Source organism: Brevibacterium sp. UCMA 11754, assembly GCF_021532275.1.
Lineage (GTDB): Bacteria > Actinomycetota > Actinomycetes > Actinomycetales > Brevibacteriaceae > Brevibacterium.
On sequence record NZ_JACBOT010000004.1, the window covers coordinates 1 to 16,612 of the forward strand.

At 61.9% G+C, this 16,612-nt stretch carries 14 protein-coding genes and 5 pseudogenes; 10 read left to right on the plus strand and 9 right to left on the minus strand.

Going from position 1 to position 16,612, the window contains the following annotated elements:
* The first annotated feature begins 15 nt into the window (after window positions 1-15).
* From HX613_RS21985 to HX613_RS02415, 5 genes and pseudogenes are all read left to right on the plus strand, one after another.
* Window positions 16-927 (plus strand): annotated as a pseudogene (locus HX613_RS21985) (AbgT family transporter).
* 122 nt (window positions 928-1,049) lie between these two features.
* A pseudogene (locus HX613_RS21990) lies at window positions 1,050-1,543 on the plus strand (AbgT family transporter).
* Between the two features lie 260 nt (window positions 1,544-1,803).
* Entirely contained in the window at window positions 1,804-2,421 is a 618-nt protein-coding gene (locus HX613_RS02405) for a DUF6230 family protein (RefSeq protein WP_235343908.1), read from the plus strand.
* A 355-nt stretch (window positions 2,422-2,776) separates the two neighbouring features.
* Window positions 2,777-3,073 carry a DUF6114 domain-containing protein gene (locus tag HX613_RS02410; RefSeq protein ID WP_235343920.1) on the plus strand — a complete coding sequence of 99 codons (297 nt, stop codon included), beginning with the start codon at window positions 2,777-2,779 and terminating at the stop codon, window positions 3,071-3,073.
* A gap of 356 nt (window positions 3,074-3,429) precedes the next feature.
* Window positions 3,430-3,930 (plus strand): hypothetical protein, encoded by a 501-nt coding sequence (locus HX613_RS02415; protein WP_235343909.1) that lies wholly within the window; start codon window positions 3,430-3,432, stop codon window positions 3,928-3,930.
* A gap of 148 nt (window positions 3,931-4,078) precedes the next feature.
* Here HX613_RS02415 and HX613_RS22950 read toward each other — a convergent pair.
* The 3 genes and pseudogenes from HX613_RS22950 to HX613_RS02430 form a co-directional block, all read right to left on the minus strand.
* A pseudogene (locus HX613_RS22950) lies at window positions 4,079-5,731 on the minus strand (alanine/glycine:cation symporter family protein).
* 238 nt (window positions 5,732-5,969) lie between these two features.
* Window positions 5,970-6,647 carry a type 1 glutamine amidotransferase gene (locus HX613_RS02425; RefSeq protein ID WP_235343910.1) on the minus strand — a complete coding sequence of 226 codons (678 nt, stop codon included), beginning with the start codon at window positions 6,645-6,647 and terminating at the stop codon, window positions 5,970-5,972.
* A gap of 319 nt (window positions 6,648-6,966) precedes the next feature.
* A pseudogene (locus HX613_RS02430) lies at window positions 6,967-7,415 on the minus strand (DUF2871 domain-containing protein).
* A gap of 145 nt (window positions 7,416-7,560) precedes the next feature.
* On the opposite strand from HX613_RS02430, the gene HX613_RS02435 reads away from it, so the two are divergent.
* Both HX613_RS02435 and HX613_RS02440 read left to right on the plus strand, forming a co-directional pair.
* Window positions 7,561-7,899 (plus strand): hypothetical protein, encoded by a 339-nt coding sequence (locus HX613_RS02435; protein ID WP_235343911.1) that lies wholly within the window; start codon window positions 7,561-7,563, stop codon window positions 7,897-7,899.
* Window positions 7,896-8,045, plus strand: a complete 150-nt coding sequence (locus tag HX613_RS02440; RefSeq protein ID WP_235343912.1) for a hypothetical protein — start codon at window positions 7,896-7,898, stop codon at window positions 8,043-8,045. Before HX613_RS02435 ends, HX613_RS02440 begins: the two co-directional genes overlap by 4 nt.
* Before the next feature lie 67 nt (window positions 8,046-8,112).
* On the opposite strand, the gene HX613_RS21995 is transcribed toward HX613_RS02440, so the two are convergent.
* Together HX613_RS21995 and HX613_RS02445 are read right to left on the minus strand one after the other, a co-directional pair.
* On the minus strand, window positions 8,113-8,235 hold the full coding sequence (locus HX613_RS21995) for a hypothetical protein (RefSeq protein WP_268826541.1): 123 nt from the start codon (window positions 8,233-8,235) through the stop codon (window positions 8,113-8,115).
* A 379-nt stretch (window positions 8,236-8,614) separates the two neighbouring features.
* On the minus strand, window positions 8,615-8,953 hold the full coding sequence (locus tag HX613_RS02445; protein ID WP_235343913.1) for a hypothetical protein: 339 nt from the start codon (window positions 8,951-8,953) through the stop codon (window positions 8,615-8,617).
* Window positions 8,954-9,098: 145 nt separating this feature from the next.
* On the opposite strand from HX613_RS02445, the gene HX613_RS02450 reads away from it, so the two are divergent.
* The 3 genes from HX613_RS02450 (at window position 9,099) to HX613_RS02460 (ending at window position 12,435) form a co-directional block, all read left to right on the plus strand.
* A complete protein-coding gene (locus HX613_RS02450) occupies window positions 9,099-9,548 on the plus strand; it encodes a DUF2871 domain-containing protein (RefSeq protein ID WP_235343914.1) in 450 nt (149 codons plus the stop codon).
* 225 nt (window positions 9,549-9,773) lie between these two features.
* Window positions 9,774-10,544, plus strand: coding sequence for a type 1 glutamine amidotransferase (locus HX613_RS02455; RefSeq protein WP_235343915.1), 771 nt, complete (start codon window positions 9,774-9,776; stop codon window positions 10,542-10,544).
* 160 nt (window positions 10,545-10,704) lie between these two features.
* A complete protein-coding gene (locus HX613_RS02460) occupies window positions 10,705-12,435 on the plus strand; it encodes an alanine/glycine:cation symporter family protein (RefSeq protein WP_235343916.1) in 1,731 nt (576 codons plus the stop codon).
* A 148-nt stretch (window positions 12,436-12,583) separates the two neighbouring features.
* On the opposite strand, the gene HX613_RS02465 is transcribed toward HX613_RS02460, so the two are convergent.
* The 4 genes and pseudogenes from HX613_RS02465 to HX613_RS22955 form a co-directional block, all read right to left on the minus strand.
* Window positions 12,584-13,429 (minus strand): hypothetical protein, encoded by an 846-nt coding sequence (locus tag HX613_RS02465; protein ID WP_235343917.1) that lies wholly within the window; start codon window positions 13,427-13,429, stop codon window positions 12,584-12,586.
* Window positions 13,426-14,091 carry a DUF6114 domain-containing protein gene (locus HX613_RS02470; protein WP_235343918.1) on the minus strand — a complete coding sequence of 222 codons (666 nt, stop codon included), beginning with the start codon at window positions 14,089-14,091 and terminating at the stop codon, window positions 13,426-13,428. The genes HX613_RS02465 and HX613_RS02470 overlap by 4 nt, the downstream gene beginning before the upstream one ends.
* A complete protein-coding gene (locus tag HX613_RS02475) occupies window positions 14,091-14,708 on the minus strand; it encodes a DUF6230 family protein (RefSeq protein ID WP_235343908.1) in 618 nt (205 codons plus the stop codon). Before HX613_RS02475 ends, HX613_RS02470 begins: the two co-directional genes overlap by 1 nt.
* A 261-nt stretch (window positions 14,709-14,969) precedes the next feature.
* A pseudogene (locus HX613_RS22955) lies at window positions 14,970-16,501 on the minus strand (AbgT family transporter).
* Window positions 16,502-16,612 lie beyond the last annotated feature (111 nt).

Consider the following 16,612-nt stretch of genomic DNA (forward strand, 5'->3'; position numbering starts at 1 on the left):
AAACAGGAGCCAGCCATGGAAGCGACCACCACCGACAAACCCACTCAGGAACGACTCCCGGGCGTTATCCTGATTCCTCAACGTCATCGGAACGTCGGCAACCGACTCCCGCACCCCTTCTGGCTGTTCTGGATCCTGGCAGGAATCCTCGCCGTCCTCAGCCTCGTCCTCTCCGTCATGGGAGTCGGGGTCAACGACCCCGGCACCGGGAATGGACGCCGGTGAACAACCTGCTCAGCGGCGACGGGATCGCGATGGCGGTGAGCACCTCGCTCGACGCCTACCAGTCCTTCCCACCGCTGATCACGATCATGGTCGTCATCATGGCGTGGCCCTGGCAGAGCGCACGGACTCCTCTCCACGGCGATGAAGGTCTCGATCGCACGGGTGCCCGCATCCCTCATCGTCTTCACCGTCGCGTTCATGGGAACGGTCTCCCACGTTGCTTCGGCCGCGGCCTACGTCATCCTCGTCCCACTCGGCGGCATGGTGTTTCAAGGCGGTCGGCCGCTCCCCCGTCCTCGGCGTCATCGTCGCGTACACCTCGATCGCCTCGGGATATGACGCCAGCCCGATCCCGACACCAATGATGCGATCTTCGCAGGAATCACCTCGGCGGCGGCCCACATCATCGATTCCCGACTATCTGTCACCCCGATCGTCAACTGGTACTTCAACATCGCCAGCTCAATCCTGTTGGCCATCGTCATCACCATCGTCACCGAGCTCGTGCTCACGAAGCGGCAGAACCTCGAGGCCGACGAGGACGCCGAGCACGAAGACCTCGTCATCACCGACAGGGAACGCTCGGCCCTGCGGTACTCGATGTTCGCAGTGATCGCGATGCTCCTCTTCGTCGTCGTCCTGGTGGTCCGGACAATGCTCCCCTGCGCGGAGACGGACCAATCGGAGAGTCACCGTTCCTGACCGGCATCGCGTTCATCATCGCCATGCTCTTCGGTGTCGGCGGCATGGTCTACGGGTTTCCGTGAGGCACGATCGAGAAGTTCGCCGACGTCCCCAAGCTCATGAGCCAGGGCATCGTGTCCATGGCCCCGGTCCTCGTCCTGTTCTTCGCGATCGCGCAGTTCCTCGAGTACTTCGAGTGGACGAACATCGGCATGCTGGTTTCCGTGTCGAGCTCGGAACTGTTCACCGGCCTCGGACTGCCCACATGGGTCATCTTCATCCTCGTGCTGCTCGTCCTCTCCGTCGTCAACGTCCTCATCACTTCCGGATCGGCCATGTGGGCGATCATGGCCCCGGTCATCGTGCCGATGCTCATGCTCCTCGACGTCCCGCCTGAGACCTCGCAGGCGATCTTCCGCATCGCCGATTCGGGCTCGACTGCGATCACTCCGATGAGCCCCTACTTCATCCTTGCCCTCGCTTCATGCAGCGTTATCAGAAGTCCGCCGGCATCGGCACCCTTGCCTCCCACACCCTGCCGCTGGCGGTGTGCATGACGCTCATGTGGAGCCTGCTCTTCTTCCTCTGGTGGGGCCTGGGCATCCCACTGGGCCCCGACGCGCCCGTGCGGTGAACTTCGCCCAGGCTGTAATGTACTCACCTCATTGGCCACGGGTCCGTGCCCTGGACAGACGTTCTGCATCCGGGCCGACCGGCTAGAGCTCAAGTGCCCTTTCAACAGAACCTCGTGAAACTATATGAAGAAAAAGTTATTGACTCGACACATTTGACCGATATACTCGTCGGTAATACCCGCAGTAACATACATCACAATGCGACGAAAGACGTCACCATGCGATGCTGACATAGCTGTCGGCATCCGGAGGAGGATCAATGAAGTTCCCAAAGCTCGCCAGCAGCATCAGCGCGGTCGGCAAATCCCACGCGGGGCGGATCGCTTTGGTAGCGATTCCTACCGGCGTTGTCTCCGCCATCCTGATGGGTGGGGTTGCTCAGGGTGCAGTACCTGTTTCATTCGCCATATCGGGAAGCCAGTTCAAGATCAGCTCCACACAGCTCGAGGGAACAGATTTCTCCCAGTACAGCGGGTTCGCCAAGGACGCAGAGGGCGGAAAACATTCGGTCGTGACCGCCAACATCGGCAACGCCACGCTCGAAAATCTCTGCCAGTCTGCAGTCGCGGACACCCCGCTGGGCAAGGCGGGCGTTCTCATCAAGGCTGGCGGAAAAGGCGAGCCGGCATCGGCCAAGAACCTGCAGATCGGCATGACCGGGCTCAGGGGCGACGCCGAATTCAAGAACATTCGGATCGGCGTCGACGCATCCGACGTCAACACCAAGGAAAAGGGTTCCAAGGGTGACTTCGCTCAGGACTCCGACACGGTGTCGATCAAGGACCTGAAACAGGACTCGTGGAGCACCACAGCATCGGTCTTCACCCTGAAGGACATGGAGCTGAAGCTCACTGACGGATCCGAGAAGTGCTTCTGATGAGGGAGGCCGCAATCAACGATCAGCAGACCGACAAGCAGGAGGGCGCCGAGCAGCGAACGAGCCTGCTCGCGCTGTCCCGCCGGTCGCGCCGCAACAGCGAGCGCGAGGAGGCCAAGCCCGAATCGACCGTTGAGACGGCCGAGTTCGACGCTGCAACATCCCGTCGTGACGATGCCGGTCGTGAGAATGCCGTGCGCGAAGGAGCTGGTCGTGAGGATGCCCCAAAGCGTCACCGCTTCCGGAACTGGCGTCGGCAGCGCCCCTTCATCGGCGGAGTGCTGGCCGCGCTCGGGGGATCGAGCTCTTCTTCTCCGGGCAGCTCGACACCGGCAACCTGCAGATCCAGTTCGGCATCGAGGGGTTGCAGGCCACGGTCATTCCGATCGCCCTCGTGGTGCTCGGGCTCTTGGCGATCTTCAGGCCCACGCATCACGTGTTCTACGGGATCATCGCCCTCGTTCTTGCTGTCTACTCGCTCGTCGGGGTCAACCTCGGTGGGTTCATCCTCGGCATGCTGCTGTCCTCCATCGGATCGGATCGATCCTCGTGGTCGCCTGGATGGGACCTCGGCGCCGAAGTCCGATGCTCAAGGCTCGGACGCTCAGGCACCAGCTGCCGGGCGGAGGGAAGACACTCAATCCGCAGGTGAAGAGGGCACTGCATGAGGGCGCCCAGCCGCCGCACGGCGTCGCTCTTGGCGGCAGCAGTCCTCATCGTCCCCTCGGCCGTGGGAGTGACAGCGGCAGCACCCGCTCAGTCGTCCCCGCTGTGCACTCCGCTGCTCGGATGCGAAAGTTCGGATTCGACTGAGCCGGGTTCGGATGACTCGAAGCCCAAGGCACCGATCTCTCCGGAGATTCCTGTGAAGCCGAAGACCCCGGAATCGCCGGGCCCACGGACGAACCGACGGAGACACCCACAGACGGACCGTCCGAGACACCTACGGACGAACCGACTGAGACGCCGACGGACGAACCGTCAACTGATCCCACTGATCCCGGTGGGTTGGGAGTCAAAGACCCGGACGAGAAGTCGGATGAAGAGCTCAACGGCGACTTCCCGAAGGATGCGCAACTCGATGAGAAGGCTCCGATCTTCACGAAGACTCCCGCGGCAATGGGGTCTGAGTCACTGTCCTTCAAGGGGCTCAGCGGGATCTCGTTCGCAGCTGTTCCGACCGCCGACGGCGGGAAGATCACCACGCTGAAGATCCAGGCCGATGAGATATCAATCTCCGGGTTCTCACTCACGGTGCGCCCGCCGGAGGAGAAGGAAGGACTGTTGACCACTGCTGACACAATGACGCTCAAGGGCGATGTCACGGTGTACATCGGTTCGATCACCGCCACGACGAAGAACGGCGATTCGCTGACCCTGGGTCCCGAGACGCCGCCGACCATGGACGATGTCGAACCGGGACTCCTGCGAGTCACGATGGGATTGGTCGGTTCCACAGCCGATTCGATCAACTACTCGAACACAGACCAGGAGCTCAAGGAAGCCTGATCACACCCGCGTCGACTCGTTCGTCGCAGGCGCGTCATCCAACAGAGGCCCGTCGTTTCCCAGCATTGCGTACTGCTGGGAAACGACGGGCCTCTTCTGTGTGAGGATATTGGTGTCGGGATACGCGGAACTTTTCAGCCCCCCTTCTTCAGCTGTCCTTCTGGGCACGCGCCAGCTTCTTGGCTTTCAGCGAATCCCGCACCTCACGCAGCTTGTCGCGCTTACGACGACGGCCCGCCTCCGCGGCTCTGATCTGCTCCATCGTCGGCTCATGATCACCCATGCCGACCTGCAGCTCGGCGGGTGTGATCTCACGCATGATGCCGACGTCGATGCGCTTGCGCAGCCGCAGAATCTCAAGGCGCAGGATCCGGGACAGGAAGTAGAGCCCCAGCAGGTTGGGGAAGGCCATGAGGAAGAAGATCGCGTCGGAGAACGCGATGACGGACTCCAGCGACATTGAGGCACCGACGATGACGGCCAGGATCCAGAAGACCTGATATGCCTTGTCGGCCTTCTTCGAGTTCCCCGTCAGATACCCCAGGGCCTGTTGACCGTAGTACCCGTAGGCGAGGATCGTCGAGAACGCGAAGAGGACGACGCAGATCGTGAGCAGGAACGGGAACCATCCGGCGACGCTCGCGAAGGCTTCGGAGGTCAGCCCGATTCCGTCTTCGGACGTCGACCCGTAGAGCCCGGTGGTGATGATGGCCAGGGAGGTCAGGGTGCAGATGATGACGGAGTCGATGAGCGGTTCCCACATCGCCACGAAACCCTCGGTTGCCGGCTTCGTCGTCTTCGATGCGGCATGGGCCATACCGGCCGAGCCGACGCCTGCCGCGTTTGAGAACAGGGCACGCTGGATGCCGACGATGGCGACGCCGATGATTCCGCCGGCGACACCGTCGGGGCTGAATGCCCCGGTGAACATCAGCACGAATGCGTGCGGGATCTCGCTGGCATTCATGATGAGGATGACGAGGACGCTGAGGAAGTAGAGGATCGCCATCATCGGGGTGAGTTTCGAGGTCCACTGCCCGATCTTCTTGATTCCGCCGAGTATGACCAATGCGGTCAGCGCTGCGAACACAACACCGATGAGCCACGATTTTCCGTCGAGGAAGCTGCCCTCACCACCGGTGCCTTGACGAGGATCGAGGCGGCCTGGTTGGCCTGGAACAGGTTGCCCGCTCCGATCACGCCGATGACGGTGGTGGCAGCGTAGAAGACCGCGAGGAACTTGCCCAACTTGGGGCGGCCGATCTCGGCCAGCCCGTCACGCAGGTAGTACATGGGGCCGCCGGAGACTGTCCCGTCGGCATGGACCTTTCGGTACTTCACGCCCAGAGTCGCCTCGGCCATCTTCACGGTCATGGCGAAGAAGCCGAAGATGATGATCCACAGAGCGGCCCCGGGCCCGCCGATGGTGATGGCGACGGCCACACCGGCGATATTGCCCAGGCCCACCGTGCCCGAGAGCTCTGTGGCGAGCGCCTGGAAGCTCGATACCTGACCGGGGTCGGTCTTGCGGGTGAAGCGTCCGCGGATGATTCCGACCGAGTACTTCAACCCCTGTGACCGGCTGAAATCTCAGATAGACGGTGAGGAAGACGGCGGCGGCCATGAGCCAGACGACGATGAGCGGAATGGCTAGGTCGCCGATCGTGAGCTCGAAGAAGACGATGTTGCTGAAGGCCTGCGCAATCGGACCGAAGAACGATTCGATCGCCTGGTCGACGCCTGAAGCAGCGATGATGTCTGCGGCTGCCGAAACATCGACAGCTTGGGAAGCTGCGGTCATCCGATCTGCACTGATCGGGGTGGAATCCAGGACTGCGATGTCGTGGATCTGGCCAGAATTTTCAATTATGGGATTCATTCTCACGGGCGCTTGCTAGCGATTCGTCCGGAGGATCGGTCCGGCACCGGCGCCTGAAGACAACCTAGCAAGAACGCCGCAAGCTGTCAGCTAATATTCAGCTTTCAACGATGCCTGGGGCCACCGTGCCGTTTCAGAAATCACCGCGCTCTTCCACAATTCACGGCCGTCCCCGCAGGAAGTGAACGAAGCTGTGTGCAAGTGCCTGATTGATCCGGATCAGATCGGCGTCCGCCTCGGCTGCCTCCGTCGTGATGGACTCATTGGTTTTGCCCTCGGGCAGCCGTAACGGGTCCGAGCTCAGCCACTGCTGAACCTGCGCGGCGTCGGATTCGGGATGGAACTGTGTCCCCCACGCGAATTCCCCGACCCGGTAACCCTGGATCGGAGCATCGGACCCGGTGACCAGGAGTTCACCGCCGTCTGGCAGCTCCATCTCCTCCTGGTGGAAGAGGACCGCCGGAAATGTCTCCCCTGCAATGGCGCAGAACACTGGATCCTCCTCCCCCGCCGAGGTGGTGTGCAGATCGTAGATCCCGATCTGCGGGTGTTCCCGGCGGATGATCTTCGCCGAGGTGGCCGCGGCCAGGAGCTCCCCCGCCGAGGCAGATGTTGAAGCTCGGGAACTCCCCCGCCGCCGATCGCTGCAACAGGTCCCTGACCTGGGGCAGCCATGGATTGACGGCGTCCTCGAGCGGCCCGGCAGACCCGCCGAGGACGAGAAGAGCGGCATAGCTGTCAATATCAGCGGAGCCAGCACGCTCAGCAGAGCCGACAAGCTCAGCGGAGCCGTCGAGAGCGGAAGGAATCTCATCGCCGAGGTAGGGACGAACGACAACCACCTCAGCGCCAGCTTCGGTCAGCCACTCGCCGAACCTCTTCGGACCTGTGCCGCACTCATGTTCGATGACCAGGATTCTCACTGCGCTCATGCCGACCATTGTCACCGATGCGAACCGGCGCCGTCGACAAGGTCTCTGATGCGACACTGCGTTGAGGCCGACAGAACAGTGAGGCCCACAACGTGACAGATAGGCAGACGAAGCAGGGTCCGTGCTCAACGATGACGTCGTTGAGCACGGACCCCGGCACCACCTCGGCGGCGGTGTTTGAGTGATTATTCCGAATTGAGATCTGAGCTGCGATCCGAGCGGTGGTCAGCCGTCGATCGACCGAGCTGTGGACGTGGTGACGGCCTTGTCGGCGACGATGGCTTTGCGCAGTGACAGGAAGAGCAGAACCATGCCGACGGAGAGCGCGATGTGTCCGAGTCCGGCGATGCCGGCGATCATGGCGCTGGACTCCTGGCCGAGGACGGTGAGCATGCCGTGCCAGACCATGGTGCCTGTGGTGAGGATGATGCCAGCGTTGTAGGTCCAGAAGAACCAGGAGAACAGCTTGGTGCCTGACAGGCCGAAGACCTTGTCGAGGACGAGGACGATGAGCAGGACGATGAAGCCGAGCGTGAGCAGGTGGGTGTGGACGAGGCTGAGCTGGGTGAAGCCTCCTTCTGGGAAATCGTTGGCCTTGGTGAACTCCCGGTAGAACAGGCGGAGAGGACGCCGATGATCATGTATGCGAATGCCGCGTTGAATATCTTCTTCATGCTTCTACTTCATCAAGATCCGGCATTCGAATCCTGACCCAGAGGATTGAACTCTTCTCCCAACTTTTGATTGATGTTCCTCCTCACACCCTCAAACTTCCCCACTTCGCAGGAAATCCGGCCCAGTCACGGTTAGCCTGAAAGCATGTCCATGGAGAATCTGTTCGCAAAGATCGACCGCATCGCGGGTGGCAGCAAAGCAGGACTCATCGTTCCTGCCGAAGGGCTCGCCCACCCGAAGACGAAGCGCGCGTTCGCGTGGATCACAGGACTGCTCGCCTTCGAGCTGGTCCTCGGCGTCGGTGCCGTCGTCTTCGCTGTCATCATCGCCCGCGCGGGCGAACCCGTGCCGTTCGCAGTCTGGATGCGTACCGTCGTCGTTCTCGGAATGACCGCCACCCTGTTCTACTTCTTCTGGCGCTCGACGAAGGCTACTACTGGGGCTACCAGCGACTGCGCCTCTTCGCCCAGATCTTCCCGGTGATCACCCTCGTCATGGCGGCCATCCCCGGCCTCTATCCGGTCTGGATGATCACTGAGCAGATCGTCTTCAGCCTCATCATGATCGGTGTCGGTGATTTCCTCACCAGCGATCATATGCGCGAGGTGTTCCGCAAGCCCGAGAGCTGAGGTTGTGGGTGGGCTGGGCACGTGGGCTGGGGGCGGGCTGGGCTGAGAGCGGCCCGTGGGCTGGGTCTCAGCCGGCCACGAGCTTGCGAGCCTCCTCCTGGTGGGCCGCGATGAGCGCTTCCTTATCCAGCTGTACCCCGTTGCTGCCGACCGCGTTGCCGTCGAGTACTCGCCATTGACCGGCGACCATGACTCTGTCCGCCTCTCCGCTCCGCAGAGGACGAAGGCGGACAGAGTCTGGTCGCCGGTCAATGGCGAGTACTCGACGGCAACGCGGTCGGCAGCAACGGGGTACAGCTGGATAAGGAAGCGCTCATCGCGGCCCACCAGGAGGAGGCTCGCAAGCTCGTGGCCGGCTGACCCAGCCCACGGGCCGCTCTCAGCCCAGCCCGCCCCCAGCCCACGTGCCCAGCCCACCCACAACCTCAGCTCTCGGGCTTGCGGAACACCTCGCGCATATGATCGCTGGTGAGGAAATCACCGACACCGATCATGATGAGGCTGAAGACGATCTGCTCAGTGATCATCCAGACCGATAGAGGCCGGGATGGCCGCCATGACGAGGGTGATCACCGGAAGATCTGGGCGAAGAGGCGCAGTCGCTGGTAGCCCCAGTAGTAGCCCTTCGTCGAGCGCCAGAAGAAGTAGAACAGGGTGGCGGTCATTCCGAGAACGACGACGGTACGCATCCAGACTGCGAACGGCACGGGTTCGCCCGCGCGGGCGATGATGACAGCGAAGACGACGGCACCGACGCCGAGGACCAGCTCGAAGGCGAGCAGTCCTGTGATCCACGCGAACGCGCGCTTCGTCTTCGGGTGGGCGAGCCCTTCGGCAGGAACGATGAGTCCTGCTTTGCTGCCACCCGCGATGCGGTCGATCTTTGCGAACAGATTCTCCATGGACATGCTTTCAGGCTAACCGTGACTGGGCCGGATTTCCTGCGAAGTGGGGAAGTTTGAGGGTGTGAGGAGGAACATCAATCAAAAGTTGGGAGAAGAGTTCAATCCTCTGGGTCAGGATTCGAATGCCGGATCTTGATGAAGTAGAAGCATGAAGAAGATATTCAACGCGGCATTCGCATACATGATCATCGGCGTCCTCTCCGGCCTGTTCTACCGGGAGTTCACCAAGGCCAACGATTTCCCAGAAGGAGGCTTCACCCAGCTCAGCCTCGTCCACACCCACCTGCTCACGCTCGGCTTCATCGTCCTGCTCATCGTCCTCGTCCTCGACAAGGTCTTCGGCCTGTCAGGCACCAAGCTGTTCTCCTGGTTCTTCTGGACCTACAACGCTGGCATCATCCTCACCACAGGCACCATGGTCTGGCACGGCATGCTCACCGTCCTCGGCCAGGAGTCCAGCGCCATGATCGCCGGCATCGCCGGACTCGGACACATCGCGCTCTCCGTCGGCATGGTTCTGCTCTTCCTGTCACTGCGCAAAGCCATCGTCGCCGACAAGGCCGTCACCACGTCCACAGCTCGGTCGATCGACGGCTGACCACCGCTCGGATCGCAGCTCAGATCTCAATTCGGAATAATCACTCAAACACCGCCGCCGAGGTGGTGCCGGGGTCCGTGCTCAACGACGTCATCGTTGAGCACGGACCCTGCTTCGTCTGCCTATCTGTCACGTTGTGGGCCTCACTGTTCTGTCGGCCTCAACGCAGTGTCGCATCAGAGACCTTGTCGACGGCGCCGGTTCGCATCGGTGACAATGGTCGGCATGAGCGCAGTGAGAATCCTGGTCATCGAACATGAGTGCGGCACAGGTCCGAAGAGGTTCGGCGAGTGGCTGACCGAAGCTGGCGCTGAGGTGGTTGTCGTTCGTCCCTACCTCGGCGATGAGATTCCTTCCGCTCTCGACGGCTCCGCTGAGCTTGTCGGCTCTGCTGAGCGTGCTGGCTCCGCTGATATTGACAGCTATGCCGCTCTTCTCGTCCTCGGCGGGTCTGCCGGGCCGCTCGAGGACGCCGTCAATCCATGGCTGCCCCAGGTCAGGGACCTGTTGCAGCGATCGGCGGCGGGGGAGTTCCCGAGCTTCAACATCTGCCTCGGCGGGGAGCTCCTGGCCGCGGCCACCTCGGCGAAGATCATCCGCCGGGAACACCCGCAGATCGGGATCTACGATCTGCACACCACCTCGGCGGGGGAGGAGGATCCAGTGTTCTGCGCCATTGCAGGGGAGACATTTCCGGCGGTCCTCTTCCACCAGGAGGAGATGGAGCTGCCAGACGGCGGTGAACTCCTGGTCACCGGGTCCGATGCTCCGATCCAGGGTTACCGGGTCGGGGAATTCGCGTGGGGGACACAGTTCCATCCCGAATCCGACGCCGCGCAGGTTCAGCAGTGGCTGAGCTCGGACCCGTTACGGCTGCCCGAGGGCAAAACCAATGAGTCCATCACGACGGAGGCAGCCGAGGCGGACGCCGATCTGATCCGGATCAATCAGGCACTTGCACACAGCTTCGTTCACTTCCTGCGGGGACGGCCGTGAATTGTGGAAGAGCGCGGTGATTTCTGAAACGGCACGGTGGCCCCAGGCATCGTTGAAAGCTGAATATTAGCTGACAGCTTGCGGCGTTCTTGCTAGGTTGTCTTCAGGCGCCGGTGCCGGACCGATCCTCCGGACGAATCGCTAGCAAGCGCCCGTGAGAATGAATCCCATAATTGAAAATTCTGGCCAGATCCACGACATCGCAGTCCTGGATTCCACCCCGATCAGTGCAGATCGGATGACCGCAGCTTCCCAAGCTGTCGATGTTTCGGCAGCCGCAGACATCATCGCTGCTTCAGGCGTCGACCAGGCGATCGAATCGTTCTTCGGTCCGATTGCGCAGGCCTTCAGCAACATCGTCTTCTTCGAGCTCACGATCGGCGACCTAGCCATTCCGCTCATCGTCGTCTGGCTCATGGCCGCCGCCGTCTTCCTCACCGTCTATCTGAGATTTCAGCCGGTCACAGGGTTGAAGTACTCGGTCGGAATCATCCGCGGACGCTTCACCCGCAAGACCGACCCCGGTCAGGTATCGAGCTTCCAGGCGCTCGCCACAGAGCTCTCGGGCACGGTGGGCCTGGGCAATATCGCCGGTGTGGCCGTCGCCATCACCATCGGCGGGCCCGGGGCCGCTCTGTGGATCATCATCTTCGGCTTCTTCGCCATGACCGTGAAGATGGCCGAGGCGACTCTGGGCGTGAAGTACCGAAAGGTCCATGCCGACGGGACAGTCTCCGGCGGCCCCATGTACTACCTGCGTGACGGGCTGGCCGAGATCGGCCGCCCCAAGTTGGGCAAGTTCCTCGCGGTCTTCTACGCTGCCACCACCGTCATCGGCGTGATCGGAGCGGGCAACCTGTTCCAGGCCAACCAGGCCGCCTCGATCCTCGTCAAGGCCACCGGTGGTGAGGGCAGCTTCCTCGACGGAAAATCGTGGCTCATCGGTGTTGTGTTCGCAGCGCTGACCGCATTGGTCATACTCGGCGGAATCAAGAAGATCGGGCAGTGGACCTCGAAACTCACCCCGATGATGGCGATCCTCTACTTCCTCAGCGTCCTCGTCATCCTCATCATGAATGCCAGCGAGATCCCGCACGCATTCGTGCTGATGTTCACCGGGGCATTCAGCCCCGACGGTGTCGCCGGCGGAATCATCGGCGTCGCCATCGTCGGCATCCAGCGTGCCCTGTTCTCAAACGCGGCAGGCGTCGGCTCGGCCGGTATGGCCCATGCCGCATCGAAGACGACGAAGCCGGCAACCGAGGGTTTCGTGGCGATGTGGGAACCGCTCATCGACTCCGTCATCATCTGCACCCTGACCTCCCTGGCCATCATCACCACCGGGCTCTACGGGTCGACGTCCGAAGACGGAATCGGGCTGACCTCCGAAGCCTTCGCGAGCGTCGCCGGATGGTTCCCGTTCCTGCTCACGATCTGCGTCGTCCTCTTCGCGTTCTCGACGATCCTCGCCTACGGGTACTACGGTCAACAGGCCCTGGGGTATCTGACGGGGAACTCGAAGAAGGCCGACAAGGCATATCAGGTCTTCTGGATCCTGGCCGTCATCGTCGGTGCCTCAATGTCGCTGGAGTCCGTCATCGCGTTCTCCGACGCGATCTTCTTCCTCATGGCCTTCCCCAACCTGCTGGGGCTCTACTTCCTGTCCCGGATCCTGCGCCTTGAGATTCTGCGGCTGCGCAAGCGCATCGACGTCGGCATCATGCGTGAGATCACACCCGCCGAGCTGCAGGTCGGCATGGGTGATCATGAGCCGACGATGGAGCAGATCAGAGCCGCGGAGGCGGGCCGTCGTCGTAAGCGCGACAAGCTGCGTGAGGTGCGGGATTCGCTGAAAGCCAAGAAGCTGGCGCGTGCCCAGAAGGACAGCTGAAGAAGGGGGGCTGAAAAGTTCCGCGTATCCCGACACCAATATCCTCACACAGAAGAGGCCCGTCGTTTCCCAGCAGTACGCAATGCTGGGAAACGACGGGCCTCTGTTGGATGACGCGCCTGCGACGAACGAGTCGACGCGGGTGTGATCAGGCTTCCTTGAGCTCCTGGTCTGTGTTCGAGTAGTTGATCGAATCGGCTGTGGAACCGACCAATCCCATCGTGACTCGCAGGAGTCCCGGTTCGACATCGTCCATGGTCGGCGGCGTCTCGGGACCCAGGGTCAGCGAATCGCCGTTCTTCGTCGTGGCGGTGATCGAACCGATGTACACCGTGACATCGCCCTTGAGCGTCATTGTGTCAGCAGTGGTCAACAGTCCTTCCTTCTCCTCCGGCGGGCGCACCGTGAGTGAGAACCCGGAGATTGATATCTCATCGGCCTGGATCTTCAGCGTGGTGATCTTCCCGCCGTCGGCGGTCGGAACAGCTGCGAACGAGATCCCGCTGAGCCCCTTGAAGGACAGTGACTCAGACCCCATTGCCGCGGGAGTCTTCGTGAAGATCGGAGCCTTCTCATCGAGTTGCGCATCCTTCGGGAAGTCGCCGTTGAGCTCTTCATCCGACTTCTCGTCCGGGTCTTTGACTCCCAACCCACCGGGATCAGTGGGATCAGTTGACGGTTCGTCCGTCGGCGTCTCAGTCGGTTCGTCCGTAGGTGTCTCGGACGGTCCGTCTGTGGGTGTCTCCGTCGGTTCGTCCGTGGGCCCCGGCGATTCCGGGGTCTTCGGCTTCACAGGAATCTCCGGAGAGATCGGTGCCTTGGGCTTCGAGTCATCCGAACCCGGCTCAGTCGAATCCGAACTTTCGCATCCGAGCAGCGGAGTGCACAGCGGGGACGACTGAGCGGGTGCTGCCGCTGTCACTCCCACGGCCGAGGGGACGATGAGGACTGCTGCCGCCAAGAGCGACGCCGTGCGGCGGCTGGGCGCCCTCATGCAGTGCCCTCTTCACCTGCGGATTGAGTGTCTTCCCTCCGCCCGGCAGCTGGTGCCTGAGCGTCCGAGCCTTGAGCATCGGACTTCGGCGCCCGAGGTCCCATCCAGGCGACCACGAGGATCGATCCGATGGAGGACAGCAGCATGCCGAGGATGAACCCACCGAGGTTGACCCCGACGAGCGAGTAGACAGCAAGAACGAGGGCGATGATCCCGTAGAACACGTGATGCGTGGGCCTGAAGATCGCCAAGAGCCCGAGCACCACGAGGGCGATCGGAATGACCGTGGCCTGCAACCCCTCGATGCCGAACTGGATCTGCAGGTTGCCGGTGTCGAGCTGCCCGGAGAAGAAGAGCTCGATCCCCCCGAGCGCGGCCAGCACTCCGCCGATGAAGGGGCGCTGCCGACGCCAGTTCCGGAAGCGGTGACGCTTTGGGGCATCCTCACGACCAGCTCCTTCGCGCACGGCATTCTCACGACCGGCATCGTCACGACGGGATGTTGCAGCGTCGAACTCGGCCGTCTCAACGGTCGATTCGGGCTTGGCCTCCTCGCGCTCGCTGTTGCGGCGCGACCGGCGGGACAGCGCGAGCAGGCTCGTTCGCTGCTCGGCGCCCTCCTGCTTGTCGGTCTGCTGATCGTTGATTGCGGCCTCCCTCATCAGAAGCACTTCTCGGATCCGTCAGTGAGCTTCAGCTCCATGTCCTTCAGGGTGAAGACCGATGCTGTGGTGCTCCACGAGTCCTGTTTCAGGTCCTTGATCGACACCGTGTCGGAGTCCTGAGCGAAGTCACCCTTGGAACCCTTTTCCTTGGTGTTGACGTCGGATGCGTCGACGCCGATCCGAATGTTCTTGAATTCGGCGTCGCCCCTGAGCCCGGTCATGCCGATCTGCAGGTTCTTGGCCGATGCCGGCTCGCCTTTTCCGCCAGCCTTGATGAGAACGCCCGCCTTGCCCAGCGGGGTGTCCGCGACTGCAGACTGGCAGAGATTTTCGAGCGTGGCGTTGCCGATGTTGGCGGTCACGACCGAATGTTTTCCGCCCTCTGCGTCCTTGGCGAACCCGCTGTACTGGGAGAAATCTGTTCCCTCGAGCTGTGTGGAGCTGATCTTGAACTGGCTTCCCGATATGGCGAATGAAACAGGTACTGCACCCTGAGCAACCCCACCCATCAGGATGGCGGAGACAACGCCGGTAGGAATCGCTACCAAAGCGATCCGCCCCGCGTGGGATTTGCCGACCGCGCTGATGCTGCTGGCGAGCTTTGGGAACTTCATTGATCCTCCTCCGGATGCCGACAGCTATGTCAGCATCGCATGGTGACGTCTTTCGTCGCATTGTGATGTATGTTACTGCGGGGTATTACCGACGAGTATATCGGTCAAATGTGTCGAGTCAATAACTTTTTCTTCATATAGTTTCACGAGGTTCTGTTGAAAGGGCACTTGAGCTCTAGCCGGTCGGCCCGGATGCAGAACGTCTGTCCAGGGCACGGACCCGTGGCCAATGAGGTGAGTACATTACAGCCTGGGCGAAGTTCACCGCACGGGCGCGTCGGGGCCCAGTGGGATGCCCAGGCCCCACCAGAGGAAGAAGAGCAGGCTCCACATGAGCGTCATGCACACCGCCAGCGGCAGGGTGTGGGAGGCAAGGGTGCCGATGCCGGCGGACTTCTGATAACGCTGCATGAAGCCGAGGGCAAGGATGAAGTAGGGGCTCATCGGAGTGATCGCAGTCGAGCCCGAATCGGCGATGCGGAAGATCGCCTGCGAGGTCTCAGGCGGGACGTCGAGGAGCATGAGCATCGGCACGATGACCGGGGCCATGATCGCCCACATGGCCGATCCGGAAGTGATGAGGACGTTGACGACGGAGAGGACGAGCAGCACGAGGATGAAGATGACCCATGTGGGCAGTCCGAGGCCGGTGAACAGTTCCGAGCTCGACACGGAAACCAGCATGCCGATGTTCGTCCACTCGAAGTACTCGAGGAACTGCGCGATCGCGAAGAACAGGACGAGGACCGGGGCCATGGACACGATGCCCTGGCTCATGAGCTTGGGGACGTCGGCGAACTTCTCGATCGTGCCCTCACGGAACCCGTAGACCATGCCGCCGACACCGAAGAGCATGGCGATGATGAACGCGATGCCGGTCAGGAACGGTGACTCTCCGATTGGTCCGTCTCCGCGCAGGGGAGCATTGTCCGGGACCACCAGGACGACGACGAAGAGGAGCATCGCGATCACTGCGAACATCGAGTACCGCAGGGCCGAGCGTTCCCTGTCGGTGATGACGAGGTCTTCGTGCTCGGCGTCCTCGTCGGCCTCGAGGTTCTGCCGCTTCGTGAGCACGAGCTCGGTGACGATGGTGATGACGATGGCCAACAGGATTGAGCTGGCGATGTTGAAGTACCAGTTGCCGATCGGGTGACCAGATAGTCGGGATCGATGATGTGGGCCGCCGCCGAGGTGATTCCTGCGAAGATCGCATCATTGGGTGTCGGGATCGGGCTGGCGTCATATCCCGAGGCGATCGAGGTGTACGCGACGATGACGCCGAGGACGGGGGAGCGGCCGACCGCCTTGAACACCATGCCGCCGAGTGGGACGAGGATGACGTAGGCCGCGGCCGAAGCAACGTGGGAGACCGTTCCCATGAACGCGACGGTGAAGACGATGAGGGATGCGGGCACCCGTGCGATCGAGACCTTCATCGCCGTGGAGAGGAGTCCGGTGCGCTCTGCCAGGGCCACGCCCATGATGACGACCATGATCGTGATCAGCGGTGGGAAGGACTGGTAGGCGTCGAGCGAGGTGCTCACCGCCATCGCGATCCCGTCGCCGCTGAGCAGGTTGTTCACCGGCGTCCATTCCCCGGTGCCGGGGTCGTTGACCCCGACTCCCATGACGGAGAGGACGAGGCTGAGGACGGCGAGGATTCCTGCCAGGATCCAGAACAGCCAGAAGGGGTGCGGGAGTCGGTTGCCGACGTTCTCGATGACGTTGAGGAATCGGATAACGCCCGGGAGTCGTTCCTGAGTGGGTTTGTCGGTGGTGGTCGCTTCCATGGCTGGCTCCTGTTTGTCCAGGTGATGAAGGAGCCTTTGGGCACGACTCGGCGCTACCCGTGAACTCCATTGGTCAGAGAGGTGGGACTGAGGTGGGACTGAGGCGGGGAA

Bases quoted from the DNA above. Each gene is read 5' to 3' on its own strand.
- HX613_RS02460 (WP_235343916.1), top strand. From the start codon at position 10,705: ATGAATCCCATAATTGAAAATTCTGGCCAGATCCACGACATCGCAGTC.
- HX613_RS02470 (WP_235343918.1), bottom strand. From the start codon at position 14,091: ATGAGGGAGGCCGCAATCAACGATCAGCAGACCGACAAGCAGGAGGGC.
- HX613_RS02450 (WP_235343914.1), top strand. From the start codon at position 9,099: ATGAAGAAGATATTCAACGCGGCATTCGCATACATGATCATCGGCGTC.
- HX613_RS21995 (WP_268826541.1), bottom strand. From the start codon at position 8,235: ATGGTCGCCGGTCAATGGCGAGTACTCGACGGCAACGCGGTCGGCAGC.
- HX613_RS02435 (WP_235343911.1), top strand. From the start codon at position 7,561: ATGTCCATGGAGAATCTGTTCGCAAAGATCGACCGCATCGCGGGTGGC.
- HX613_RS02405 (WP_235343908.1), top strand. From the start codon at position 1,804: ATGAAGTTCCCAAAGCTCGCCAGCAGCATCAGCGCGGTCGGCAAATCC.
- HX613_RS02445 (WP_235343913.1), bottom strand. From the start codon at position 8,953: ATGTCCATGGAGAATCTGTTCGCAAAGATCGACCGCATCGCGGGTGGC.
- HX613_RS02475 (WP_235343908.1), bottom strand. From the start codon at position 14,708: ATGAAGTTCCCAAAGCTCGCCAGCAGCATCAGCGCGGTCGGCAAATCC.
- HX613_RS02455 (WP_235343915.1), top strand. From the start codon at position 9,774: ATGAGCGCAGTGAGAATCCTGGTCATCGAACATGAGTGCGGCACAGGT.
- HX613_RS02465 (WP_235343917.1), bottom strand. From the start codon at position 13,429: ATGAGGGCGCCCAGCCGCCGCACGGCGTCGCTCTTGGCGGCAGCAGTC.